Annotated in this window: 22 protein-coding genes and 2 pseudogenes; 14 read left to right on the forward strand and 10 right to left on the reverse strand. The window is 71.8% G+C overall.

Features of this window, described 5'->3' with window-relative positions:
• Positions 1-44: 44 nt before the first annotated feature.
• The 3 genes from CP983_RS20920 to CP983_RS20930 form a co-directional block, all read right to left on the reverse strand.
• The gene (locus CP983_RS20920) at positions 45-875 is read right to left on the reverse strand and encodes a carboxypeptidase regulatory-like domain-containing protein (protein ID WP_150501100.1); all 831 of its coding nucleotides are present in this window, start codon (positions 873-875) and stop codon (positions 45-47) included.
• A gap of 141 nt (positions 876-1016) precedes the next feature.
• Complete coding sequence (locus CP983_RS20925) at positions 1017-1301, reverse strand: hypothetical protein (RefSeq protein WP_229914994.1); 285 nt, start codon at positions 1299-1301, stop codon at positions 1017-1019.
• Positions 1302-2000, reverse strand: a complete 699-nt coding sequence (locus tag CP983_RS20930) for a TetR/AcrR family transcriptional regulator C-terminal domain-containing protein (protein WP_150501102.1) — start codon at positions 1998-2000, stop codon at positions 1302-1304. It lies immediately after the preceding gene.
• A gap of 179 nt (positions 2001-2179) precedes the next feature.
• Between CP983_RS20930 and CP983_RS20935 the strand changes: the two genes are divergently transcribed.
• The 3 genes from CP983_RS20935 (at position 2180) to CP983_RS20945 (ending at position 4856) form a co-directional block, all read left to right on the forward strand.
• The gene (locus CP983_RS20935; RefSeq protein ID WP_150501104.1) at positions 2180-3115 is read left to right on the forward strand and encodes an ATP-binding cassette domain-containing protein; all 936 of its coding nucleotides are present in this window, start codon (positions 2180-2182) and stop codon (positions 3113-3115) included.
• A 71-nt stretch (positions 3116-3186) separates the two neighbouring features.
• Entirely contained in the window at positions 3187-4005 is an 819-nt protein-coding gene (locus CP983_RS20940) for an ABC transporter permease (protein ID WP_150501106.1), read from the forward strand.
• Positions 4006-4205: 200 nt separating this feature from the next.
• Positions 4206-4856 carry a DUF4142 domain-containing protein gene (locus CP983_RS20945; protein WP_150506760.1) on the forward strand — a complete coding sequence of 217 codons (651 nt, stop codon included), beginning with the start codon at positions 4206-4208 and terminating at the stop codon, positions 4854-4856.
• A gap of 9 nt (positions 4857-4865) precedes the next feature.
• On the opposite strand, the gene CP983_RS20950 is transcribed toward CP983_RS20945, so the two are convergent.
• Positions 4866-6530, reverse strand: a complete 1665-nt coding sequence (locus tag CP983_RS20950; protein WP_150501108.1) for a glycoside hydrolase family 13 protein — start codon at positions 6528-6530, stop codon at positions 4866-4868.
• Positions 6531-6779: 249 nt separating this feature from the next.
• Between CP983_RS20950 and CP983_RS20955 the strand changes: the two genes are divergently transcribed.
• Positions 6780-7712 (forward strand): LAETG motif-containing sortase-dependent surface protein, encoded by a 933-nt coding sequence (locus CP983_RS20955; protein ID WP_150501109.1) that lies wholly within the window; start codon positions 6780-6782, stop codon positions 7710-7712.
• Between the two features lie 96 nt (positions 7713-7808).
• Here CP983_RS20955 and CP983_RS20960 read toward each other — a convergent pair whose 3' ends face one another.
• On the reverse strand, positions 7809-8780 hold the full coding sequence (locus CP983_RS20960; RefSeq protein WP_150501111.1) for a nucleoside hydrolase: 972 nt from the start codon (positions 8778-8780) through the stop codon (positions 7809-7811).
• Between the two features lie 137 nt (positions 8781-8917).
• Positions 8918-10210, reverse strand: a pseudogene (gene thrS, locus CP983_RS20965) (threonine--tRNA ligase); the annotation flags it as partial.
• 188 nt (positions 10211-10398) lie between these two features.
• On the opposite strand from thrS, the gene CP983_RS20970 reads away from it, so the two are divergent.
• On the forward strand, positions 10399-11247 hold the full coding sequence (locus CP983_RS20970) for a helix-turn-helix domain-containing protein (protein ID WP_150501115.1): 849 nt from the start codon (positions 10399-10401) through the stop codon (positions 11245-11247).
• Positions 11207-11332 (forward strand): annotated as a pseudogene (locus CP983_RS44760) (DUF397 domain-containing protein); the annotation flags it as partial. The gene CP983_RS20970 and the pseudogene CP983_RS44760, both read left to right, overlap by 41 nt.
• On the opposite strand, the gene CP983_RS44765 reads toward CP983_RS44760, so the two are convergent.
• Positions 11297-11512 (reverse strand): hypothetical protein, encoded by a 216-nt coding sequence (locus tag CP983_RS44765; RefSeq protein ID WP_229914995.1) that lies wholly within the window; start codon positions 11510-11512, stop codon positions 11297-11299. The pseudogene CP983_RS44760 and the gene CP983_RS44765 overlap by 36 nt on opposite strands.
• Positions 11513-11610: 98 nt before the next feature.
• On the opposite strand from CP983_RS44765, the gene CP983_RS20980 reads away from it, so the two are divergent.
• From CP983_RS20980 to CP983_RS21005, 6 genes are all read left to right on the forward strand, one after another.
• Positions 11611-12960, forward strand: coding sequence for a helix-turn-helix domain-containing protein (locus CP983_RS20980; RefSeq protein ID WP_150501119.1), 1350 nt, complete (start codon positions 11611-11613; stop codon positions 12958-12960).
• Between the two features lie 58 nt (positions 12961-13018).
• Positions 13019-14038 (forward strand): permease, encoded by a 1020-nt coding sequence (locus CP983_RS20985; RefSeq protein WP_229914996.1) that lies wholly within the window; start codon positions 13019-13021, stop codon positions 14036-14038.
• Positions 14035-14841: a TIGR03943 family putative permease subunit gene (locus CP983_RS20990; protein WP_150506764.1), complete on the forward strand. Its 807-nt coding sequence runs from the start codon at positions 14035-14037 to the stop codon at positions 14839-14841. Before CP983_RS20985 ends, CP983_RS20990 begins: the two co-directional genes overlap by 4 nt.
• 169 nt (positions 14842-15010) lie before the next feature.
• Entirely contained in the window at positions 15011-15778 is a 768-nt protein-coding gene (locus tag CP983_RS20995; protein ID WP_150501121.1) for a GAF and ANTAR domain-containing protein, read from the forward strand.
• A gap of 11 nt (positions 15779-15789) precedes the next feature.
• The gene (locus CP983_RS21000; protein WP_150501123.1) at positions 15790-16068 is read left to right on the forward strand and encodes a ribosomal protein L7/L12; all 279 of its coding nucleotides are present in this window, start codon (positions 15790-15792) and stop codon (positions 16066-16068) included.
• Positions 16069-16088: 20 nt separating this feature from the next.
• On the forward strand, positions 16089-17258 hold the full coding sequence (locus CP983_RS21005) for a thymidylate synthase (protein WP_229914997.1): 1170 nt from the start codon (positions 16089-16091) through the stop codon (positions 17256-17258).
• 18 nt (positions 17259-17276) lie between these two features.
• On the opposite strand, the gene CP983_RS21010 is transcribed toward CP983_RS21005, so the two are convergent.
• Complete coding sequence (locus tag CP983_RS21010) at positions 17277-18050, reverse strand: hypothetical protein (RefSeq protein ID WP_167537742.1); 774 nt, start codon at positions 18048-18050, stop codon at positions 17277-17279.
• A gap of 330 nt (positions 18051-18380) precedes the next feature.
• Here CP983_RS21010 and CP983_RS21015 point away from each other — a divergent pair, with 330 nt between their 5' ends.
• Positions 18381-20378, forward strand: coding sequence for an Ig-like domain-containing protein (locus CP983_RS21015; protein ID WP_150501125.1), 1998 nt, complete (start codon positions 18381-18383; stop codon positions 20376-20378).
• 9 nt (positions 20379-20387) lie between these two features.
• Here CP983_RS21015 and CP983_RS21020 read toward each other — a convergent pair whose 3' ends face one another.
• Both CP983_RS21020 and CP983_RS21025 read right to left on the reverse strand, forming a co-directional pair.
• Positions 20388-21641, reverse strand: a complete 1254-nt coding sequence (locus tag CP983_RS21020; RefSeq protein WP_150501127.1) for a hypothetical protein — start codon at positions 21639-21641, stop codon at positions 20388-20390.
• Positions 21642-21711: 70 nt separating this feature from the next.
• A complete protein-coding gene (locus CP983_RS21025) occupies positions 21712-22914 on the reverse strand; it encodes a PP2C family protein-serine/threonine phosphatase (protein ID WP_150501129.1) in 1203 nt (400 codons plus the stop codon).
• 144 nt (positions 22915-23058) lie between these two features.
• Here CP983_RS21025 and CP983_RS21030 point away from each other — a divergent pair, with 144 nt between their 5' ends.
• Complete coding sequence (locus tag CP983_RS21030) at positions 23059-23505, forward strand: hypothetical protein (protein WP_150501131.1); 447 nt, start codon at positions 23059-23061, stop codon at positions 23503-23505.
• Positions 23506-23536: the final 31 nt, after the last annotated feature.

Raw genomic sequence — 23536 nt, forward strand, 5'->3', positions numbered from 1 at the left:
TGACGCCAGCCGGTGCCAGCCGGTGCCAGCCGAACCATGGGGCCCTACAGCCGCCCGCCCCCACCGTCCGAGACCGTGTCGTGCTCGTCCCGCGCAGACCCGGTCACCACGATGTCGATCTGTTCGCTCATCGCGCTGACCCCGTTCAGGGCGGCCGTCGCCTGGAGGCGGCCCGCCCCGGCGGGGAGGGCGCGGCCCGGGACGCAGGACCAGGTGCCGTTCGGTGCCGCCGTCGTCGCGCAGACCTCGTCCTCCTGGGCGTCGCGGACGGTGATCTGGGCGCCCGGATAGGCCGTGCCCGATGTCTCCGGCAACGCGCTCAGCGGTACGCCGGACGCCGGGTGGGACAGGGTCGGGGCGGGCAGTCCGACCGTGACGGAGCAGGTGCCGCGCCGGTGCACCGTGCCCTCGGCGTCCCGCAGGGCGAGGGCGCAGTCGGGGAGGCGGGTGCCGGGTTCGGCGTCCGGGTCGACGGACAGGGAGAAGGGGAACCTGTGCCCCTTCCACGTCGACACCGCCCCGCCCACGAAGGTGTACGTCCCGCTGTTCCCGCCCGGCGCCACCGCGCCGCGGTAGCCGAGCCCGGCGAACGGCACACCCGTCACCCGTGCCTTGGCCGGCGCCGTCAACGTCAGTACCGATCCCTCGCCGAGCGGCTCGCCCTCGTAGCCGCCGACCTCGACGACGCCCTTCCGGCCGGGCTCGATGGTCGCGGAGGCCCACAGCTCCTGACCAACCGGATCGCCCTGACCTGCCGGTCCGCCCGGCCCGCCGGGTCCCACACCGCCGTATGCCGTCCCCGGCACGAGCACCGCGCCCGCCATCGCGAGCGACCCGAGCACCGTCGTCTTCCAGGACCTGCGGGACCAGCTCATCGCGGTGGAGCTCCTCACACACCTCGGCGGCACCCCACCCTCACCGGGGAGTTTCCCCGGCCGGGCCCGTCGCTGACACGCGCCGACCGGCCGTAGGAGCCGTCGGAGCGACGCGCACCACCCGTCCGGGCGCGGACGGAGTCAGCCGCCCGCCCCCGGATGCCGCGCCGCCTTCTTCACGTCCGATTCCACCTGGCTGCGTGCCGTGCCCTGTTCCGCGGCGTGGGTGGTGACGGCCGACTGGACCTCCTGGGCGAGGGTGCGCCACGTGCGCCAGGCGAATTCATAGGTCTCCGTCTGCGCCCTGGTCCAGGGGGTGCGGGTGGGCGGGCCGTACTCGTCCCGGAGTTCCTCCACCCGGCTGCGGGCCCGGTCCGCCGCCCGGTGTGCCACGCCCGCGGTGCGCGCCGCGCGGCCGGATCTCACTCAGACGGCGTCGGACCGCGCCGCCAGCCGGGCCGCCAGGCCGTCGAGGATCGTCTCCACGCCGAACGCGAAGACCTCGTCGACCTGCTCCGTGAAGCCCTGCCCGCGCTGCGCCTGCGCCTTGATGCTGGCGCTCAGCCGCGGGTACTTCGCAGCGACGGCGTTGATCCGCGCGATGGCCTCGGCCTCCTTCTCCGGCTGCTCGGCCGACTCCTGGTCCGCCCGCTCCTTGATCCCGGCGACCTCGCTCCCGCTCATGAACGCCATCCCCGTGACGAACATGAACGGCGTGCTCACGGCCCAGTCGAGGTCCGCGTCCCGGAACCCGGCGGCGTCGAAGGTCTCGTACGCGCACTCCTGGAAGCGGGCCATGCCCTCGCCCGCGGCGTAGTACGTGGTGATCACGCGCACCAGCCAGCTGTGCCGGTCGCACAGCCCGCGCACGGCGTACATCAGCTCGCGCGCCGCCGGCCGCCAGCCCACCGCCGGGACGTCCGGCAGCGTGATCTCGCTCCACACCTCGTCGGCCGCGAGGATCAGCAGGTTCTCCTTGTTGCCGACGTGCCAGTACATCGCCGTCGCGGCCGAGCCCAGCTTCTGGCCGAGCTTGCGCATGCTCAGGCCGTCGATGCCCTCCGCGTCCAGCAGCTCGATCGCCGCTCGCACGATCTGTTCTCGGTTCAAGGTCTCTCGCGCCATGGGTCCAGCCTAACCGCCACTTGCACACCGTAAAAGTTTTTGGACGAAGGGACTTGCACACCGTGCAAGTCTGGTTTTACGGTGTTCAAGTCTTCGAGTTGCACGCCGTTCAAGTCACTGATCGGCACCACCACTCACGTCACCGATCAGCACCACCACTCACGTCACCGGGGAGAGCCATGACCGCCATCCACGCAGAGGGCCTGCGCAAGTCGTACGGGGAGAAGCAGGTGCTCGACGGCATCGATCTGCGGATCCCCGAGGCGTCGGTCTTCGCCCTGCTCGGGCCCAACGGGGCCGGCAAGACCACCACCGTCCAGATCCTGTCCACGCTGATCTCCGCCGACGGCGGCGAGGCCCGCGTCGCCGGGCACGACCTCACCCGGCAGGCCGACGACGTGCGCCGCTCGATCGGCGTCACCGGCCAGTTCGCGGCGGTCGACGGGCTGCTGACCGCCGAGGAGAACCTCCTGCTGATGGCCGACCTGCACCACCTCGGCCGCGCCGAGGGCCGCCGCCGGGCCGCGGATCTGCTCGCGCGGTTCGACCTGGCGGCGGAGGCGAAGAAGACCGCCGCCACCTTCTCCGGCGGTATGCGCCGCAAGCTCGACCTCGCGATGACCCTGGTCGGCGATCCGCGGATCATCTTCCTCGACGAGCCCACGACCGGCCTCGACCCGCGCAGCCGCCGGATGCTGTGGGAGCTGATCCGGGGTCTGGTCGAGGACCGCGGCATCACGATCTTCCTCACCACGCAGTACCTGGAGGAGGCGGACCAGCTCGCCGACCGCATCGCCGTGCTGAACGGCGGCCGGATCGTCGCCGAGGGCACCGCCGAGGAGCTCAAGCGGCGCATCCCCGGCAGCCACATCCGCCTCCGGTTCGCCACCGAGGGTCAACTGGTCGCCGCCGCCGCGGTGTTCGACGTCGCCCAGAGCGACCCGGAGAACCTCGCCCTGAGCGTCCCGGGTGACGGCAGCCCCGCCACCGTGCGGGCCGTCCTGGACCTGCTGGAGTCGGCCGGCGTCGAGGCCGAGTCCCTCACCGTCCACACGCCCGACCTGGACGACGTCTTCCTCGCCCTGACCGAGACCCACGAGCCCGCCGCGGCCTGACGCACGACACCGGCACCTGCCTCACCGCACCCCACCCGACCCGCAACGACCTGCCCCGAGAGGACCCCTCGATGGCCACCACCGCCGCCCCCGCCTCCACCCCTTCCGCCAACCGCTCCTACGCCCTCCGCGACTCCATGACGATGCTGCGGCGCAGCCTCAAGCACATGCAGCGCTACCCGTCCCTGACCGTCCAGATCGTCACGCTGCCCGTCCTGATGCTGCTGCTCTTCGTGTACGTCTTCGGCGGCGCGATCGGCGAGGGGATCGGCGTCGGCGACCGGGACGCCTACATCAACTACCTGGTCCCCGGCATCATCGTGATGGCGGTGACCTCCGGCACGATCACCACCGCCATCTCCGTCTGCACCGACATGACCGAAGGCATCATCAACCGCTTCCGCACCATGGCGATCTCACGAAGTTCGGTCCTCACCGGGCATGTGCTGGGCAACATGGTGCAGGTCGTCGCCATCCTCGCCCTGGTGACCGGGGTGGCGTACGCGATCGGCTTCCGCCCGGACGCCGGCGCCGTCGAATGGGCCGCCGCCCTCGGTCTGCTGATGTTCCTGGCGTTCGGCCTGAGCTGGCTGTCGGCCGCGATGGGCCTGAACTCCAAGACCATCGAGGCCGCGAGCAACGCCCCGATGCCGCTGATCTACCTGCCCTTCCTCAGCAGCGCCTTCGTCACCCCCGACTCGATGCCCACCGGACTGCGCTGGTTCGCCGAGTACCAGCCCTTCTCCCCCATCAACGAGACCCTGCGCGGCCTGCTCCTCGGCACCGGCATCGGCAACAACGCCTGGATCGCCCTCGCCTGGTGCGCGGGCCTGACCCTGACCGGCTTCCTGTGGTCCCGGGCGACGTTCCGCAAGGGCGCCGAGCGCTGAGCCGCCCGGGCAGGGCTTTACGGAGCCGATGCCAAGCCAAAAGGTTTCCGGTGCCGCGCGATCCGTACCCCCGTACGAACAACCCGGCCCGCCCCCACCGTGGGGGCGGGCCCTCGGGCTATCGGGCTATCGGCCTTTCGGGCTATCGGGCAGGAGGCGGCACCGTGCGTATCTCGCGGCGCGTGATCGGATCTCTCTTCGTGGGCGGCGCGCTGAGTCTCACGCTCGTCGCGCTCGCCTATCCGTCGATGCTCGGCTTCAGCACCGTCTCCAGTTCGGCGGACCATGTCATCGCCCAGACCCCGACGGGGCCGCTCACGGAGGCCGACCGGGACTTCGTGGTGAAGGTGCGGGCGGCCGGGCTGTGGGAGTACCCGGTGGGGAAGCTGGCCCTGCAGAAGGGGACGACCCAGGCGGTGCGCACGGCCGGGCAGCACCTGGTCGACGGGCACGCCGCGCTGGACGACACCGACCGCCGGGTCGCCGCGCGGCTGAACATCACCGTGCCCAACCAGGCCAGCCCTCAGCAGCAGGGGTTCGTCGCGACGCTGGAGGGGGACACCGGCAGGCAGTTCGACAGCGACATGGCGAACATCCTGCGCACCACGCACGGCCAGATCTTCACCACGGTCGCGAAGATCCGGGCCACGACGCGGAACAGCCTGGTCCGGCAGCTGGCCGACCAGGCCAACGACACCGTGCTCGACCACATCACGGTCATGGAGAAGACGGGGCTGGTCGACTTCGACCAGGTCCTGTTCCAGGAGACGACCGCGCCCAAGCTCCCGGCCGACCAGGTGACCCCGCCCCCTCCGGCGCCGGGCGAACCACAGGTGACGCTGAAGCCCTAGAACACGGCTCTACGCCAGCCAGACCGTCGTGTCCGGGCCCAGCAGCCCGCCTTCGAGCGGTCCGCTGGCGAGCAGCACCTCACCCGGCGGCAACTGAACCGGCGTACCGGAGAGGTTGGCCACACAGCGCCAGCCCGCCGAGCGGGCGAAATGCAGGACGCCGGGCGGGGTGTCCGGCTCCCACGTCAGGTCCTCGCCCTCCAGCAGCTTGCGGCGCAGGCGCAGGGCCCGGCGGTAGAGCTCCAGGGTGGAGCCCTCCACACCGTCCTGGGCCTCGACGGCGTACGCCGCGAAACCCGACGGCTGCGGCAGCCAGGAACCGCCCGCGCCGAAGCCGTACGACGGTCCGGTCGTCGTCCACGGCAGTGGCACCCGGCAGCCGTCGCGGCCCTTGCGCACCCGTCCCGTCTGTTCCCAGATCGGGTCCTGGAGGACCTCGAAGGGCAGGTCGGCGACCTCGGGCAGGCCGAGTTCCTCACCCTGGTAGACGTACGACGAACCGGGCAGCGCCAGCATGAGGAGGGTCGCGGCGCGGGCCCGGCGCAGGCCGGCCGCCTCGTCGACGGCCGGGGCGTGGCCGCCGGACAGCAGCCAGGCGTTGTCGTCGGTGCCGGGGGGGAGCATCAGGCGTGAGGTGTGGCGTACGACGTCGTGGTTGGACAGCACCCAGGTGGCGGAGGCGCCCGCCGCGCGGGCCGTGTCGAGGGAGTCGGTGATGATCTGCCTGAGCTCCTCGGCGTCCCAGCCTCCTTGCAGGTACTCGAAGTTGAAGGCCTGGCCGAGTTCGTCGGGGCGGGCGTACAGGGCGCGGCGCGAGCTGGGGTTCACCCATGCCTCGGCGACGGCCATGCGGGGCGGGCGGTAGGAGTCGAGGATCTTGCGCCAGTCGCGGTAGATCTCGTGGACCTCGTCGCGGTCGTAGAAGGGGTGGGTGCCGGGCGGGAGGTCCGGGAGGGCGTCCTCGCGGCTCAGCTCGGGTGTGCCGAGGTCGCGCAGCGGCTCGCTCAGGTCCTTGGCGAGGGCGTGGGCCACGTCGACGCGGAAGCCGTCGACGCCGCGGTCGGACCAGAACCGCAGGGTGGTGCGGAAGTCGGCGCGCACCTCCTCGTGCGCCCAGTTGAGGTCGGGCTGCTGCGGGGTGAACAGGTGGAGGTACCACTGGCCGTCGGGGACGCGGCGCCAGGCGCTGCCGCCGAAGACGGACTGCCAGTCGGAGGGCGGGAGTTCGCCGTGCGGGCCGCGGCCGTCGCGGAAGACGTAGCGCTCGCGGGCGGCGGAGCCGGCGCCGGCGCGCAGCGCCTCCTGGAACCAGACGTGCTGGTGGGAGGTGTGGTTGGGGACCAGGTCGACGATCACCTTCAGGCCGAGGCGGTGGGCCTCGGTGACCATGGCGTCGAAGTCGTCGAGGGTGCCCAGGCGCGGGTCGACGTCGCGGTAGTCGGCGACGTCGTAGCCGCCGTCGGCCAGTTCGGAGGGGTAGAAGGGGCTGAGCCACAGGGCGTCGACGCCGAGGGCGGCGAGGTGGGTGAGGCGCTGGGCGACGCCCTTCAGGTCGCCGAGACCGTCGCCGTCGCCGTCGGCGAAACTGCGGGGGTAGCCCTGGTAGATGACGGCCTGGCGCCACCAGTCGGGGTTGCTGGACGAGAGGTCGGGCGTGGTGGTGCGGACGGTCACGCGTTCTCCTCGGGGTGTGTACGGGCGACAGTGAGAACTCTGTCCAGTTGGCCGGAAAAGCGAACACCGCGAAGAGCGGATCGGATCATTCCGAGCGTGACGGAATTGTGATTGCTCTTTGAACTTCCCTTGCGTCACCGCAGGTTGACAGCGTTCTTCCGTCCCCCGACGATGTGCACACGCTGTGGCGCATGTGACCAATGAGCCCAGTGTTTCTTCTTCGACCACTCACCCCATGAGGGGATACGCATGTCCATAGCGAGACGTGTCATCGCGCGACGCCTGCTGGGGACGGGTGCCGCGTCGCTCGCCCTGTGCGCGGCCACCGTCGCCTCCGCTTCCGGCGCCTGGGCCCACGGGTCGCACGGCGGTGACGGCTGGAAGTCCGGCGGCTCCTACCAGCCCGGCACCGGTGCCGGCACGGAGACGGCCACCGATCGCTGCCAGTTCTCGCTCGACGGCACGAACTTCTACGACTCGGTCAAGGTCGACGACCAGAACCTGAAGGTCACCGACGACGGCAAGGTGCACATCAAGGTGCGTGCCGCCGCCGACGCGACGACCTGCACGGCCTCGCTGGCCTCCTACCTCGCCCACGGGGCGACCTTCGCGACCTCCGGCGAGCAGGTCTTCGTCGACTTCGACACGGTCACGGTCAAGCCGGGCGGCACCGACAGCCTCGACATCGCGGTGCCGGACGCGGGCTGCTTCGCGCAGGTCGACCTGTACCGCGGTGCGGTGAAGTTCGACGGCAAGCTCGACGCGAACGACGGCTTCGAGCACGGTGACCTGCCCAAGGGCCCGGACCGCCCGGTCATCAAGGACAAGCTGATCGCGGCCTGGAACGGCGGCTCGAAGGACTGCACGACCGAGCCCCCGGCGACCGAGGAGCCCCCGACCACGCCGCCGGCCGAGCCGTCGGAGCCGGCCACCGACGAGCCGTCGACCCCGGCCGAGGAGACTTCCCCGCCCGCCTCGGACACTCCCTCCACCGAACCCCCGTCCCCGCAGCCCTCCGACTCCCCGTCGGCCCCCGCCCCGTCCCCCAACGGCGACGACGACCTCGCCCAGACGGGCGGCAGCAGCGCGACCGGCCCGATCGCCATCGGCGCGGTCGTCCTCCTCGCAGGCGGCGCAGCCTTCGTCGTGGCCTCGAAGCGCCGCCGCACATCCAACTCCTGACCGCCGACACACAAAGGGGCCCGGGGTGAACCCCGGGCCCCTTTCGTACGCAGCGGGCAGCACCACGTCAGCCGACCGGCGCCTCGCGGCGCGGTGTCAGGCGCGTTCCACCGTCGACAGGTACAGCTTTGTGAAGCGTTCGACGTCGACGTCCAAGGCCACGTCCACCAGGGTCTGTTCGCGGGTTCCCGTGTGGAGTTCTGACTCTCCGGGGCGGGGGCGGCGGTCGACGAGGGTTTGGCCTCGGGTGGGGCCCGGGGCGAGGGAGACCTCCACCGGGAGGAGGCGGGTGGTGATGCCTCCCGGGTCGACGACCGCGCAGACCGCGCCCGCGTCGCCGATGCCGCCCGCCTCGGGGTCGGTCGTGATGTCCGGTGCGGACGGGCGGTGGGCCAGGAGTTCGCCGGCGAGGCGGGTGCCCGGCTCGGGGTTCTCGCGCAGGCGCCGTACGTCCGCGCCAGGGACCACGACCCGCTGGAAGACGTCCAGGCCGTACATCGTGATCGGCACCCCCGCGGTGAGTAGGATCGCCGCCGCCTCCGGGTCGTGCCACACGTTGAACTCCGCGACCGGCGTGGCGTTTCCGCAGGCCACCGCGCCGCCCATGAACACGATCCGCTCGATGTTGCGGGTGACCTCGGGGTGCGTGCGCAGCAGCAGGGCGATGTTGGTGAGCGGTGCCGTGGGGATCAGGGTCACCGGTCGCGGCGACGCCAGGATCTCGCGGCGCAGCAGCGCCACCGCGTCCACGTCGGCCGGCGCGCGCCGCGGGGCCGGCAGGCCGAGGTCGCCCATGCCGTCCTCGCCGTGCACGTGCCGCGCCGAGCGCGAGAACTCGATCAGCGGACGGTCGGCGCCCCTGGCCACGGGGATCTCGGGGGCACCGGCCTGCTCCAGCACGGTCAGGGTGTTGAGCACGACGCCGTCCACGTCCGTGTTGCCCGCCACGCAGGTGACCGCGCGCAGGTCCAGCCCCGGATGGCGTACGGCGAACAAAAGGGCCAGGGCGTCGTCCACGCCCGTGTCGCAGTCGATGATCACCGGAATCGGCCGGTCGCCGTTCTGCACGAGTGGCTCCCCTCGTCACGGGTGCGGTGGCGACCGCACGAGAGCGACCTTACGGTGTCGTACAGGTGGAGTGCGTCGTCGTACGGCGCCGCCGTGCAGGCATGCGCGCGCGGCGCCGTACGACGTCTTTTCTCGTTCTACGACTCCTCCCACAGCTCGGCGCCGCGTGCCGCCACCCGGCCGGCGATCCGGGCCAGCAGCTCCTCCACCGGTACGGCACCCGGCCTGCGCCCGTCCCGCAGCCGTACGGCCACGAGGTCGCCGTCCGCCGCCTCCCGCTCGCCGATGACCGCCACGTACGGCACGAGCCGTGCCTCGCGCACGCGGGCGCCCAGGGTGCCCTGCTCGGGACCGGCCAGTTCCGCGCGCAGACCCATTCGGCGGGCCCGGTCCAGAATTTTTCCCGCCTGCCCGTACTGCGCCTCCGCCACCGGCAGGATCAGCAGCTGCACGGGCGCCAGCCAGGCCGGGAACGCGCCGCCGTGCTGCTCCAGCAGATGGGCCACCGCCCGCTCCACGCTGCCGATGATGCTGCGGTGGACCATGACCGGGCGGTGCTTCGCGCCGTCGGGGCCGATGTAGTGCAGGTCGAAGCGTTCGGGCTGGTGGAAGTCGATCTGAACGGTCGACAGGGTCGCCTCACGGCCCGCCGGATCGGCGATCTGGACGTCGATCTTCGGACCGTAGAAGGCCGCCTCACCCTCCACGGCCTCGTACGCGATCCCGGAGGCGTCGAGAACCTCCCGCAGCAGGGCGGTGGCCCGCGCCCACAGCTCCGGGTCGGCGACATACTTCCCGCCCTCACCGGGCAGGGAGAGACGGTGCCGTACGGCCCTGATCCCCAGATCGGCGTAAGCACGCGCGATGAGTTCCAGCGCCGCCCCGGCCTCCTCCACCGCCTGGTCCAGGGTGCAGAAGACATGGGCGTCGTTGAGGTGGATCGCGCGCACGCGGGTGAGGCCGCCGAGGACGCCGGACAGCTCCGAGCGGTACATGCCGCCCAACTCGGCCATGCGCAGAGGTAGTTCGCGGTAGCTGTGGGCGCGTGAGCGGTAGATCAGCGCGTGGTGCGGGCACAGGCTCGGCCGCAGGACGACCTGCTCGGCGCCCAGCTCCATCGGCGGGAACATGTCGTCGCTGTAGTGGTCCCAATGGCCGGAGATCTCGTACAGCTCGCGTTTGCCGAGCACCGGCGAGTACACGTGCCGGTACCCGGCCTCGCGCTCCACGTCCCGGATGTACTCCTCCAGCACATGCCGGACGGTCGCCCCGTCCGGCAGCCAGTACGGCAGGCCGGCGCCCATCAGGGGATCGGTGTCGAAGATGCCCAGCTCGCGGCCGAGGCGGCGGTGGTCGTGCATGGCTGCTCCTTCGGATGAAGGGACGAGCGCCCACGACGAAGCCCCGGGGCACTCGCCCCGGGGCTTCGGATTCGCTCAGCTTTCAGCGCGGCGCCGGGACGGGGTCCGGCGTCGTCGTCAGAGACGGATTGGCGCGCTGCATGGGGCGACGGTAACAGGGGCGGGCGCTCGGGCACGGGTGATTTTTGCAGTTCCCGTCACCACTGCGAAGTCATGCGGTTACGCTCGGCTACATACCGACTTGGGGGTGGTGCGCCTTGGTTCACGTTCGTCAACTCGACCCCACGGCTTCTCCGTTGGACTACTTCGGCTACGAGCTCCGCCGGAAGCGGGAGGAGGCGGGGCTGACACTGAAGCAACTGGGTTCGGTGCTGTTCTGCTCCGGTTCCCTGATCGGCCAGATCGAGACGACGCTCAAGGTTCCGACCAGGGAATTCGCCGAACGGGTGGACGCGGCGCTGGTGACGGACGGGATGTTCTCGCGGCTGGTGGGGCTGGTGCTGCGCAGCCAGTTGCCGACGTGGTTCCAGCCCTTCGCCGACATGGAGGCGAAAGCGACCTACGTCTCCACCTATCAGTGTCAGCTGGTGTACGGGCTGCTTCAGACGAAGGAGTACGCGCGTGCCGTGCTGGCCACAGGTCAGCCGGAGAAGCTCGACGAGTTACTCGCAGCCCGCATGGAACGACAGCGCATCCTCAAGCGGACGCGGCCTCCCCTGACCTTGGTGGTGCTCGACGAGGCGGTGCTGCACCGGCCCGTCGGCGGCGTGGAGGTCATGCGGGACCAACTTCTCCATCTGTTGAGCCTCAAGGACGAGCGCTGGATCCGGCTCCAAGTGCTGCCGTTCCGAGCCGGTGAACACACCAGCTTGGACGGCCTGTTCACGCTGCTTCGCTTCGACGCCGATCCCGACCTCATCTACACCGAGGACCTGATCTCGGGCCATATGACGGCCAATTCGGAAACCGTCCGCGAAGCAGCCCTTCGTTACGCTGGCTTGCAGGGAGCCGCCTTGTCCGTGGAGGATTCGGCGGAGCTGATCAAGGGCGTACTGGAGGAGCGTTATGGACAGCAAGCCGGCACAGGTCAACGTCCTTTGGCGTAAGTCCAGTTACAGCGGCAGCACGGGTGGCGAGTGCGTCGAGGTCGCCGACCTAGCCCCCCGCATCGCCGTCCGCGATTCCAAGAACCCCGGCGTCGGCACAGTGACCCTCACCCCGGAGGCATACACCGCCTTCGTGGCGTTCGTCGCCGAAGGCTGACGCTCGGGCCGGGCCCGCGTTGGCCGCCAGGATCAGCGTTGCCACGGCGACCAGCGCGGCAGCCACGCCTCGGGTGTACCGCTCGGTGGTGCTGGTGCGTTCCTGCACGGCGACCTCGCAACAGCTACGGGTTAAACACGTTTAATACGCGGTTTAACCTATGGTCGTCGGACTCGAACGGCAAGAGGCTCAGGGGGAGTTGACCCATGTCGGACCGTGACGACCCGGGAACCATCGGGCGCAGAGTGCAGCAGCTGCGGGCCGACCGTGGGCTGACGCAGCGGCAGCTTGCCGAGCCGGCGTACACCCCCGCGTACATCTCCACCCTGGAGGCCGGCCGGGTGCGCGCGTCCGACGACGCGCTGCGGCACATCGCCGAGCGTCTCGGCGTCGCCTTCGAGGAGCTGGCCACCGGCCGTGCCGCGCACCTCGTCACCGACCTGCGCCTGCGACTGACCGAGGCGCAGCGGATACTCGCCACCGGTGACACCGAGGCCGCCGCCGAGCAGTACACCGCGCTGCTCGCGGAGGCCGAGGGCAACGGCTTCGCCGAGGAGCTGGCGGCGGCACTGCTCGGGCTCGGCGAGTGCGGCATCGACGCCGGTGAACTCACCTCCGCACGGCACCACTTCGAGCGTGCCGAGCAGGTCCTCGCGGAGGCCGGCGCTCCCCTGCCGGCCCGCGTCCCGGCGCTGCGCGGACGAGCCGTGTCGCACTACCTCACCGGCGAACTCCGCTACGCCGTCTACCTGCTGGAGTCCACCCTCGACGAGCTGAACCGGGGCGGACTGCACGACCCCGACGCCCTGTTGCTGCTCTACGCCAGCGTCATCGGCCCGTACATGGACATGGGCGCCCACGCGCGGGCCGCCCAGGCCGCCGAGTACGCCCTCGCGCTCGCCCCGCAGGCCGGCGATCCGGCGCTGGTCGCCCGGATGCACCGGTCCGTCGCCCGCACCCTGCTCGCCGAGGGGAGGATCGCCGAGGCCGACGCCTCCCTGGCCAAGGCCGCCGAGCTGTACCGGCAGCTCCAGATACGTACCGAACTCGCCAACTGCCACTGGATGCGCGGCTACGTCTACGCCCAGAACGGCGACCTGGAGCGCGCCGAGGCCGAGATGCGCGAGGCGCAGACGATGCTCACCGCCAAGCGGGCCGCGCTGTACACCAGCCAGGTCGCCGTCGAGCTCGCCGACGTACTGCACCGGCGCGGCAAGTCCGACGAGGCCGCGGCCCTGCTGCACGAGGTGCTCAGCGACCTCAGCCCCGAGCGCGGCGCCCTGCACGCGGCCGCCGCGCACCGCCTGCTCGGCATCATCGCCGAGGACTCCCGGGACACCGAGACCGCCGAGGAGCACTACGTCCGTGCCCTGAGCCTGCTGGAGCGGGCGGGCGCTGCCGGTGACCTGGCCGACCTGTGCCGGCTCCTCGGCGACCTCTTGCGCCGTACCGGCCGGGTGGAGGCGGCGCTCGACGCGTACCGCACGGGACTCGGCCACCGTACGGCCCCCGGCACCACCACCCTGGGGCCGGCGCCCGCACAGCCTCCTCTGTGAGGAACCCCAGCCTGCCCACAGCCCCCACCGGTTAGCCTTCGCGGAGCAATTCGAACAGGTGGGGACGGGCACGGTGGAGAACCAGCGGACCGTGGTCGACGGGCTGCGGCTCGTCGTACGCACGCTCGTGTACGCCGTGGTCGGCGGCGTCGCCCTCGTCGTCATCGCCACGGTCGCCTCGGTCCTCGGGCCGCTGCTCGCCCTCGACCTGTACACCCCGCCCGTCGCCGCCTGGTGGACCGTCTTCACGGCCATCGCGGTGCAGGGCGTGCCCTTCCTGCTGCTCGGCACGGTCGTCTCGGCGGCGATCGGGGCCTTCGTACCGGAGAGGGTGTTCAGCCGGCTGCTGCCGCGCAACCAGGCCCTCGCGGTGCCCGTCGCCGGAGCCGCCGGGGTCGTCCTGCCGGGGTGCGAGTGCGCGTCCGTGCCGGTGGCCGGGAGCCTGATGCGGCGCGGGGTGGCCCCGGCCGCCGCCCTCGCGTTCCTGCTCTCCGCGCCCGCCATCAACCCGGTCGTGCTCGTCGCCACCTCCGTCGCCTTTCCCGGGCAGCCGGAGATGGTGCTCGGGCGGCTGGTCGCCTCGCTGGCCACGGCGGTCGTGATGGGCTGGCTGTGGGCGCGGTTCGGGCGCGAGGAGTGGCTGCGCCCGCCCGAGCGGCACGCAGGGCACGGCGCCCGGGGGCTGCGCGCGTTCGCCGCCGGGCTCCAGCACGACTTCCTGCACGCCGGTGGCTTCCTGGTCCTCGGTGCGGCGGCCGCGGCGACGTTCAACATCGTGGTGCCGAGGTCCGTTCTGGACCTCTTCACCGGGTCGGTGTGGGCGTCGGTGCTGCTTCTCGCGCTGCTCGCGGTCGTGCTGTGCGTGTGCAGCGAGGCCGACGCGTTCGTCGCCGCCTCGCTGAGCGGCTTCTCGCCGACCGCGCGGCTGGCGTTCATGGTGGTCGGCCCGATGGTGGACCTGAAGCTGATCGCCCTCCAGGCGGGGACCTTCGGACGGTCCTTCGCCGTGCGGTTCTCGTCCGTGACGTGGGTGGTCGCCGTGGTGAGCAGCGTGCTGGTGGGGTGGTGGCTGCTGTGAGGCGGTACGGGCCGGCGGTGCTGCTGCTCCTGACGGGGGCGGCGATCCTGAGGATCTCGCTGTTCAGCGAGCTGTATCTGCGGTACGTGCAGGCGGGACTACGGCCGTATCTGGTCGTGTCCGGGTTCCTGCTGGTGCTGCTGGCGGTGGCCGCGGCGGTCGCCGGGCGAGCGGAACAGGAACCGCACGCCGAGCAGGGCCAGCACGCAGAGCACGACGAACACGCCGGCCGCGATCAGCAATGCGAGCACGGCGAGCACGACGAGTGCGATGACGATTCCCACGCCCACGATCAGCACGGCGGCCACCATAGCCCCCGTATCGCCTGGCTCCTCACCCTGCCCGCCCTTGCCCTCCTCCTCTTCCCGCCGCCCGCGCTCGGCTCCTACAGCGCCGAGCGGGAGGCGGCGCAGCGGGCGGCCCAGGGGGTCGGGCACTTTCCGGCGCTGCCGAGCGGGGATCCGGTGGAGCTGACGCTCGCGGAATTCAGCTCGCGGGCGATCTATGACAGCGGGCAGTCGCTGGCGGGGCGCACGGTGGCGCTGACCGGGTTCGTCACCCGGGACGACGACGGCACCTGGTACGTCACGCGGCTTCTGGTGGCGTGCTGTGCCGCCGACGCGACCACCGGCAAGGTCGAGGTGCGGGGCGGGGAGGCTCCGCCGGTCGACTCGTGGGTCACGGTGACCGGGACGTGGCGTCCTCGGGGCGCGCTCGGGACGGATGCGGCTTGGCCTCCGGTGGTGGATGCCGGGGCGGTGCGGCGGGTTGAGCAGCCGGCTGATCCGTACGAGAAGCGGTGAGTGCCGGGGTATGCCGGTGGTCGTCCGCGGGCCGGTGGGGGTTGATCGCGCAGTTCCCCGCGCCCCTTCAGGGCGCGTAGGCACCGCGTTTCGTGGTGGCCGCCAGGGGTAGTCGGGCGGGGTCGAAAGGCGGGACCAGTAGGCCGCGCTCGGGAGCGAGGAGGCAGCCGTGCGGCCCAGAGACGAGCATCGTGGTGAGCGGGAAGGGGTCGGCGCCGCGGACGCCGTTGCCGAAGGTGTGCGCGGTGTGGGGCCGGGCGAGATACCGGGGCGGCTGTGCGACGTGGCGGTGGAACTGCTGCCCGTGAGCGGCGCGAGCGTGTCGCTGCACAGCCACGGCCTGCCCGTACAGCTGGGCGCGAGCAGCGCGCAGGCGGCGTATGTGACCGAGATCCAGGCGACGTTGGGCGACGGGCCCTGCCAGTCGGCCGCCGAGAGCGGCACCCCCGTGCTGGCCCGCGACCTGACGGCGGGGCAGGACGTGGCGCGCTGGCCCGTCTTCGCCCAGCAGGCCACCGCCGCCGGCGTACGGGCGGTGTACTCGATGCCGCTCGGCAGCGCGACGGTGTGCGTGGGCACCCTCGACCTCTACCGCGAGTTCCCCGGCGACCTCAGCGACCGGGAGCTGCACACGGCCCGCACGGTCGCCGGGATGATGACCGTGGCCCTGATGGCGCTGCCGCACATGGAGGAGGCCGGGCAACCCGGCGACGAGCGGTGGCTGAGCGGCCTCGCCACCGACCATGACCAGGTCTACCAGGCCACCGGCATGATCATGGCCCAGCTGCACGTCGGCACGGACGAGGCGCTGGCCCGGCTGCGGGCACACGCGTTCGCGCACGGACGTACGGCACTGGACACGGCGGGGGACGTGGTGACGCACCGGCTGCGGTTCGACGAGGAACAGGACGAGGGGGGCGAGGGAACCGCCCCCTAGGATCGTCGACCATGGAAATAGCGGGTCTCTTCTTCATCCTCATCGGCGTCCTGGCCGTCATCGGCGTCCAGAGCCGGATCGACCGGGCCGACAAGCGCGTCGCCCGCGTCGAGCGCAAACTCGACCTGGTCATCGACCACTTGGGACTGCGCGAGCCCGTCGACCCGCGCATGGACGAGGTCGTCGCGCTGCTGCGGAGCGACAGGAAGATCCAGGCGATCAAGGTCTACCGGGAGATCACCGGCGCGGGCCTGAAGGAGGCCAAGGACGCCGTCGAGCGCATGGCCTAGGGCGCTCGTAGCCTTGGTTCATGGCGGATGCCACGTCCGACAGCGACGACGAAGCCATCCAGCTCCCCACCTGGACCAAGGCCCTCGGCTGGTGCGGTGTCGCCGGACTGATCTACCTGCTGATCTGCGCCGTGAGCATCATCAGCCGCGGCTTCGCGGGGCTGGGCAGCGACGCGGCGCACACGATGTTCGCCTTCGCCTCGCACCCGTGGGTCGGGCTGAGCGTCGGCGTTCTCGGTACGGTCCTGATCCAGTCGTCGACCACGACGACCGCCATCGCCGTCACCGCCGTGGGGTCGGGCGCGCTGCCCATCGAGGGCGCGATCCCCATCATCCTGGGCGCGAACGTCGGCACCACCGTGACGACGAGCCTGGTCGCGCTGACCTTCATCGGCAATCGCACGGAGTTCCGCAGGGCGCTGGGCGCCTCGACCGTCCATGACTTCTACAACTGGCTCGCGCTGCTGATCTTCTTCCCGATCGAGCTGATCTGGCATCCGCTGGAGCACATCAGCGGGGCGCTCACCGATGCCCTGTACGGCACGGACTGGCTGCCGAACCCGGCCCACTTCAACTTCGTGCGGGCGGCCACCAGGCCGGTGGAGAGCGGAGTGATCCACGCGACCTCGCACGTCAGCAGCACACTCGGTCCGCTGTTCACCATCGTGATCGGCGCCCTGCTGATCCTGGTCGCCGTCCGCTACCTGGGAAAACTGCTCAAACTGCTCATGGTCGGCAGGGCCCGCGACATCCTGATCAAGGCCGTCGGCCGCAACCCCTACCTCGCCATGGCGTCCGGCATGGGGGTGACCGTCGTGACCCAGTCCTCGACCATCACCACGTCCGTGCTGGTCCCCTTCGCCGGAACGGGCATCCTGACCCCGGCGCAGGTGTATCCCGTCGTCGTCGGCTCCAACCTCGGCACGACGTTCACGGTGGTCTTCGCGGCGTTCGCGGGCGTCGGACCGGACGCGAAGATCGGCCTCCAGGCGGCCTTCGTGCACCTGATCTACAACCTCTTCGCGATCGTCGTGATCTATGTGATCCCGCTGCTGCGCCCCGTGCCGCTGTTCTGCGCCGAGAAACTCGCCGGCGTCGCCTCCGAGCACCGGTGGGTCCTCGCCGTCTACATCGGCACCGTCTTCATCACCTTGCCCGCCCTGGTCATCGTGCTGGTGGGCGTGGTCTGAGCCGCCCGGCGCGACGCGCTAGACGTCCTGCCGGCCCCGCTCCCTGACCTCCTGAAGGCGGTGGGCGCCGAGCTCCACGGCCGTCCAGGTCGCATCGGCCGGTACGTCGGCGAGGCCGCCGTTGGTGACGGTGATCGCGTCGTCGCCGACCCGGACGGCGGCGAGGTGCAGGGTGAGCGTGGGTGCCTCGTCGGAGTCGGAGACGCCGCGCAGGACGATCCGCAGACCCTGGCGGGCGTCCCCGACCTGTGGCATCTCGGCCTCGCTGACCTCCACGTCCAGCTGCCCGCCGCGCGCGGTCGCGCCGAACTGCCCGCACTCGTCGGGCAGGCTGCCGAGCCACGCCAGGGTCGCGTCGACGTCCTCGGGGCGATGAGCGACGATCCGGTAGCGCAGCTGGGCCCCGTCCCATGTGTCGTCCAGGCCGGTCGAGGCGCGGGTGCGGGCGTCCGGTCCGAAGAGGTCCTCCGCGTACAGGGCGTCGAGCAGCCGCCGGCACTCCGCCGAGTCGGTGGACGCCTTCAGCATGGTGTCCCGCCAGGTGGCGAACCCGTCGGTGGCCACCCAGGGTTCGCCGAGGTCGGCCTCGGTGATCAGCGCCGACCGCGCCTGGGCCTCGGTGAGCGTCGGGGCGGCCGCGGGCGCCCGTGTCCGGCCGCTCGGTGCCGCGGGGGAGGCGGGACCGGCCGAGGCCGCCCGGTCCGGCCACGAGACGGAGCACGCGGGCGCGGCCAGCAGCGCGCCTGCGGAGAGCGCCGAGACGATGACGGCACGGGCCTGGGGACGGGGCATCGCGGGCCTCCTGGGCTGGTGTCGAGGGCGCGCCCAAGATCGGCACGTCTTCATAAGGCACCACCCCGGGAGGGCCACCACCAGCGCGCCGAGCCGTCCGGGTGACGCTGCGGCGCCGCCGGGAGGAACCCCCGGATCCCGGCACCGTCCGGCCCCGATCTCGGCACCATCCGGCCCCACGGTGGGTTTCCGGCCGTTCTCACCGGTCTCTTACGGCCGCCTTTACCCGGCTGTCAGTGTCGTGACCTAGCCTTCGATCATTCAGGCGGTACGCGTGACCCTGCCGCGGTCGCCTTCCCTTTCTTTTTCGTTCCGGGGGGTTCGAAAACCGTGCGCAGACGCACTCTCCCTGCCGCGACGGCACTCGCGGTCCTGTTCAGCTCGGTCGCACTGGTCGCGACCGGCGCCGGGTCGGCGGCCGCCGACTCAGGCGTCTCCCTGCCCCTGAAGTCGACCGGTGACATCGTCGTCGACGGCTCCCACCAGCGGGTCTTCATCAGCGACCCGACCGCGGGACAGGTCGTCGTCACGAACTACGCCGGCGCCGTCGTCGGCACCGTCGGCTCGCTGCCGGGCGTGCGCGGCCTGGAGCTGTCGCCCGACTCGGGCACCGTGTACGCGGCCGTCGGCGACGCCGACGCGATCGTGGCCATCGACACCGCGACCGCGACGGAGGCCCACCGCTGGTCCACCGGCACGGCCGCGCCCGAGTACGTGGCCCTCACCGGCGGCAAGGTCTGGTTCAGCTACGGCTCCGGCGGCGACGGCAACATCGGCTCGCTCGACCTGAGCGGCACCGAGCCGGTCCTCGCCCTCGGCCAGGACACCGCCCGCACCTTCTACGACGCCCCGATCCTGGACGCCTCCCCGGGCGCCCCGGGCACGCTGGTCGCGGGCGCGCCCGGCCAGAGCCCGGTCGTGCTCGCCGTGTACGACGTCTCCTCGGGCACCGCGAGCCGCGGCGCGTACGCCTTCGACCCGGGGAACACCGGCGGCGGCAACCTCGCCGACCTCGCGGTCACGCCCGACGGCAAGGACGTGATCACCGCCAGCGGCGCCCCGTACTACCAGGCGGCCTACAAGCTGTCCGACCTGTCGGCGGACGGCAAGTACGTCACCAACACCTACCCGAACGCGGTGGACATCGCCCCGAACGGCGACGTCGCGGCCGGCACCTTCTCCTGGTACGACCCGGACGTGCACGTCTTCAAGCAGGGCGTGTCGACCCCGCTGAGGCAGTACGACTTCCCCAACACCGGCAACAGCAGCGGCTCCGACACCCTCGCCCCGCGCGGCCTGGCATGGGCGCCGGACGAGAGCAGGCTGTTCGCGGTGTCGCTGAACGACAGCGACGTGTACACGCTGCGGATCCTCGACGCCCCGACCAAGACGCCCACCACCCTCACGGCGAACGCCCCCGCGACGGCGCCGCGCGCCCAGCAGCTCACCGTCACCGGCACGCTGACGTCGTCCTCGGCGTTCCCGGCCGGCACCAAGGTCTCCGTCACCCGTACCGACGAGGAGTCCCCGGCCGGCAAGGCGCTCGGCACGGCGACCGTCGCCACCGACGGCTCGTACTCCTATCCGGACAGCCCGCCGGCCGGCGGCAAGGTGACGTACACCGTCTCCTACGCGGGCGACGCGGACCACGCGGGCGCCACCGCCACGCACTCGGTGACGGTCGCGAAGTCGGCGGCCACGGTGACGCTGGACAACAACCTCAAGGTGTACGGCTACAACAGCAGCGTCACCTTCACGGCCCACCTCGGCACCACCTACAAGAACCGCACCCTGGAGATCTGGGCCGACCCCTACGGCTCCGACAAGCCCAACGCCCTGGTGAAGAAGGGCACGGTGGACTCGCACGGCAACCTCACGGCGACCGTCCGCCTGACCCGGGACGCCAAGATCAGCGCCAAGTTCACGGGGGACACGCGGTACGCGGCGCGGGCGACGACCAACACCGTCTACACGAAGGTGAGCGTCTCGTCGTCGCTGAGCGGCGCCTACAAGACGGCCACGGCCTGGAACGAGAAGTACTCCTACTTCCACCAGTCCAAGGACCCCGTCCACAACACGTCGATGACGATGTACCCGGGCCGCAAGTACCAGTTCCAGATCCAGCAGTTCTACAGCGGCGCCTGGCACACGACGGCCACGGAGTACTTCGGCCTCGACCGCTACGGCAAGGACTCGGTCCTGCTGGACGACAACCCGCCCACGGGCGTGCGCTTCCGGATCCGCTCGTCCTACATCGACACGAAGTCGGGCGACAACGTCAACGCGACGACGTACGGCGGCTGGAAGTACTTCACCTTCACCCGCTGAGCTTCACCCTCACCCGCTGACCTGAAGCTCCTTCAGGCGCTGGTGGACGTTGGCCAGGGCGCCCCTGCGGCGCCCCGGCACCCGGCTCCGCAACTCGGCCAGGGAGGACCCCAGTTCACGCGCGAGCATCGCGTCGCGGATCTGGCCCCACTGGTGGTGGGCCCGGTCCACCGCGGCCTCCACCGCGGGTGTGTCCGGGGTCTGCCCCGCGCCGAGCCGGGCCGAGGCGACGGTCAGCCAGGTACGGCAGCTGCGCACCGGGTCCCCCGCCAGCATCGCCAGGTCCGCCCGCACCTCGCTCCAGTGCAGGGCCTCCGGCGACGCGGGCCCGTGCGCCCGCATCGCCCCGTGCTCCTCCAGCGCGGCCAACGCGTCGGCGTCACCGTGCTGCCCCAACTGCACGGCGGCGGTGATCGCGGCGTGCGGGTCGACGGGGGCGGGGCTCCGTGTGGGACGGGGCGGCAGATCCGGCAGGGGGGCCAGTACGAGGGTCGGCTGGGCGGTGGGCACGGGAGCCGGTGCGGGAGTCGGCAGCGAGGCCGGCGGGGCGCTGGGCACGAGAGCCTGCGCGGCGGGTGCCGGGGACGGTGGGGGGCTCGGGACGTAGACCGGCATGGGGGCCTGCGCCGGCGCCTGGGCCGTCAGCACGATGTCCGTGCCCACGCCGGCCTCCGGCGCGATCCGGGCGAGTGCCTGCTGGTGCAGCTGGTCAAGGGGCGGCCGGTGCCCGCTGCGCAGGAGCGTCGCGACCGCCTTCATGTACGCGGGGCCCGCCACCGTACGGCGGTTCGGCGGCGGGGCGACACGGCCGTACACGGCACTGGTGCGCCCCGAGTCGAGGGGGTTGGCCAGCAGCCACTCCCAGGTCTCCGAGTCGGCGTGCAGGTCGACGACGAGCGAGGTCGAACCCGGTGGGCGCAGCCGCAGTTCCTCACGGAACCAGTGCCAGGGGAACCCGGTGTAGCGGACGGTCGCCGGGGTCGAGCGGGCCAGCGCGAGGTGCGGCAGGTGCTGGCGCCTGTCGAGCTGGAGCTGCCCGGCGACGAACACGGTGAGCGGCCCGGGCGCGGCCGCCGCGGCCCGCAGCCGGGTGAGGACGGCCTGCGGCTCCAGCGGGTCGGCGAGCTCGACGACGTTCGCGGTGTCGGTGCCCGAGAGCACCGGGGGCGGCACCGCGGCGAGGACGGGAAGCACGGAGGCGGCGTCCACCAGACAGCCCTTGCCTGCCGGTGAGGCGGCCAGCAACAGCACGGTTCCGGGCATCGGTCCCTCCCCATCCCCCGTCGATCACTTACGGCAGCACCGTAACCGCTGCGGGTGCAAAGAAGGGTTCTCAGCCCCGCAAACGTCCATTTCCGTCCCCATTCCCCCCACCCTTCCCGGCACCTGCACTCCGCCGCACCGCGAACACCGTGGTGTCGTCGGCGAGATGCCCGCCGCAGTGCCGCAGCGTGCGCTCCCGCACGAAGGCCACCAGCCGCAGGGGCCGGGCGATGCCCGGGTCGGCGGCGACGGCCGCGGTGACGTCGGCGGCGAGCGGGTAGAAGGCGCCGTGGTCGTCCCGGGCCTCGGTCACGCCGTCCGTGGTCATCAGCAGGGTCTCGCCGGGACGCAGACGGGCGTGCAGCACGGGGAGCGGCTCGCCCAGGGGGTCGAGTTCGGCCATGCCGAGGGGGAGGCCGTGGCCGGGCGGCAGGTGCCGTACGCCGTCGGGGCCGACGACGAGCGGGCAGTCGTGGCCGAGAACGATCGCTTCGACGGCCTCCGCCTCGTGGTCGGGGAAGCCGATCAGCACGGCGGTGGCGAAGCGGTCGCGCTCCTCCCGGCCGAGGGCCTCGCGCATGAGGATGTGCCGCTGGAGCCGCTCCTCCAGGCGCAGGGCGACCGCCGCCAGGTCCGGCTCGTGGTACCCGGCCTCCCGGAACGTGCCGAGCAGCGCGGCCGCCACCTCCACCGCGCCGAGCCCCTTGCCCTGGACGTCGCCGAGGATGACGCGGGTGCCGTGCAGGCCGATCTGGATGTCGTAGAAGTCGCCGCCGACCCTGGCCTCGCTGTCGGCGGCGAGATAGACGGCGGCGTGCTCCAGGCCGCCCCAGCCCGGCGGCAGGGGGCGCAGCACGGTGCGGCGGATGGTGGCGGCGACGTCCTGGATGTGCACCATGCGGCGCTCGCCGCGCACCCGGACCACACAGGCCGCCGTGGCGAGGACGCCACCGATGCCGGCGAGGACCAGGTCGGGCAGCCCGGCCTGGTACTGGTGCGGCAGGACGGCGTCCGCGGCGACGTACGTGGCGGGCGCGAGGACCGCGAAGACGGCCGTGCCCCGCACCCCGCAGATCGCGGCGGCGATACCGGGCACCAGCACGATCCAGGACAGCACCCGGAAGTCGCTGCTGGTGTGGAAGTCGACCACCACGATGCCGATGAGCAGCACCAGCGGCGGCAGCCAGGCGACGCTGCGGCCCCGCACGCGCAGCAGGTCCTGCCGGCGCGCGTCGCCCTTCAGGCCGGATGCACCGTCGCTGACGGCCCTCATGCGCCTCAGACAAGCACGACGTCAGGCCCGCCGCATCCGGGTACCCGGACCCGGGTCACCCAGGCCGGCACGCACGCCGACTTGCCGTCCGACCGCTCCCGGGTGTGCCCTTGATGGCGGGGGCGAGGAGAGAGGAGTGCTCTCATGGCTCACGCGGCACCCGCGCCCGGCGCACGGACCCCGGCGGCGCTCACCCCGCTGCCCGACGTCTTCAGCGCACGGACCCACCGCATCGCGGGCATCGTGACACCGGTGGTCCTGGGGCTCATCTACGGCTACTGGGCCGCGGCGAACCGGCGCTCCGGCGGCGAGATCACCGGCTGGAACCTGCTCTTCGGCTTCGTCACCGCGGCCGTGTTCATGATCGCCTACGTCGGCGTCCGCGCCCTGGCCCCGCACATGCGGCGCGAGCTGCACGCCATCGTGTGGGCGGCCTTCGTGGGCGCCGCGTTCGGATTCCTGTACAGCGAGGCCGGCGCGGCCATCATCAGGTCCTGTGTGATGGGGGCGGTGATCGGCGCGGTCACGTTCGTCGTGATGTTCTACCGCTACTACACGCACGAGGACGCGGCCGGTCATCGCATCCGCTGAGCAACGCACGGGTCGGCCCGGCCGCCGACAG

Source organism: Streptomyces chartreusis (genome assembly GCF_008704715.1).
Taxonomy (GTDB): Bacteria; Actinomycetota; Actinomycetes; order Streptomycetales; family Streptomycetaceae; genus Streptomyces; species Streptomyces chartreusis.

Coding starts and splice junctions, on each gene's coding strand:
- CP983_RS20920 (WP_150501100.1), bottom strand. CDS start 875: ATGAGCTGGTCCCGCAGGTCCTGGAAGACGACGGTGCTCGGGTCGCTC.
- CP983_RS21010 (WP_167537742.1), bottom strand. CDS start 18,050: ATGCCCCGTCCCCAGGCCCGTGCCGTCATCGTCTCGGCGCTCTCCGCA.
- CP983_RS21005 (WP_229914997.1), top strand. CDS start 16,089: ATGGCGGATGCCACGTCCGACAGCGACGACGAAGCCATCCAGCTCCCC.
- CP983_RS21025 (WP_150501129.1), bottom strand. CDS start 22,914: ATGAGGGCCGTCAGCGACGGTGCATCCGGCCTGAAGGGCGACGCGCGC.
- CP983_RS20935 (WP_150501104.1), top strand. CDS start 2,180: ATGACCGCCATCCACGCAGAGGGCCTGCGCAAGTCGTACGGGGAGAAG.
- CP983_RS20955 (WP_150501109.1), top strand. CDS start 6,780: ATGTCCATAGCGAGACGTGTCATCGCGCGACGCCTGCTGGGGACGGGT.
- CP983_RS21030 (WP_150501131.1), top strand. CDS start 23,059: ATGGCTCACGCGGCACCCGCGCCCGGCGCACGGACCCCGGCGGCGCTC.
- CP983_RS20940 (WP_150501106.1), top strand. CDS start 3,187: ATGGCCACCACCGCCGCCCCCGCCTCCACCCCTTCCGCCAACCGCTCC.
- CP983_RS21020 (WP_150501127.1), bottom strand. CDS start 21,641: ATGCCCGGAACCGTGCTGTTGCTGGCCGCCTCACCGGCAGGCAAGGGC.
- CP983_RS21000 (WP_150501123.1), top strand. CDS start 15,790: ATGGAAATAGCGGGTCTCTTCTTCATCCTCATCGGCGTCCTGGCCGTC.
- CP983_RS20930 (WP_150501102.1), bottom strand. CDS start 2,000: ATGGCGCGAGAGACCTTGAACCGAGAACAGATCGTGCGAGCGGCGATC.
- CP983_RS20980 (WP_150501119.1), top strand. CDS start 11,611: ATGTCGGACCGTGACGACCCGGGAACCATCGGGCGCAGAGTGCAGCAG.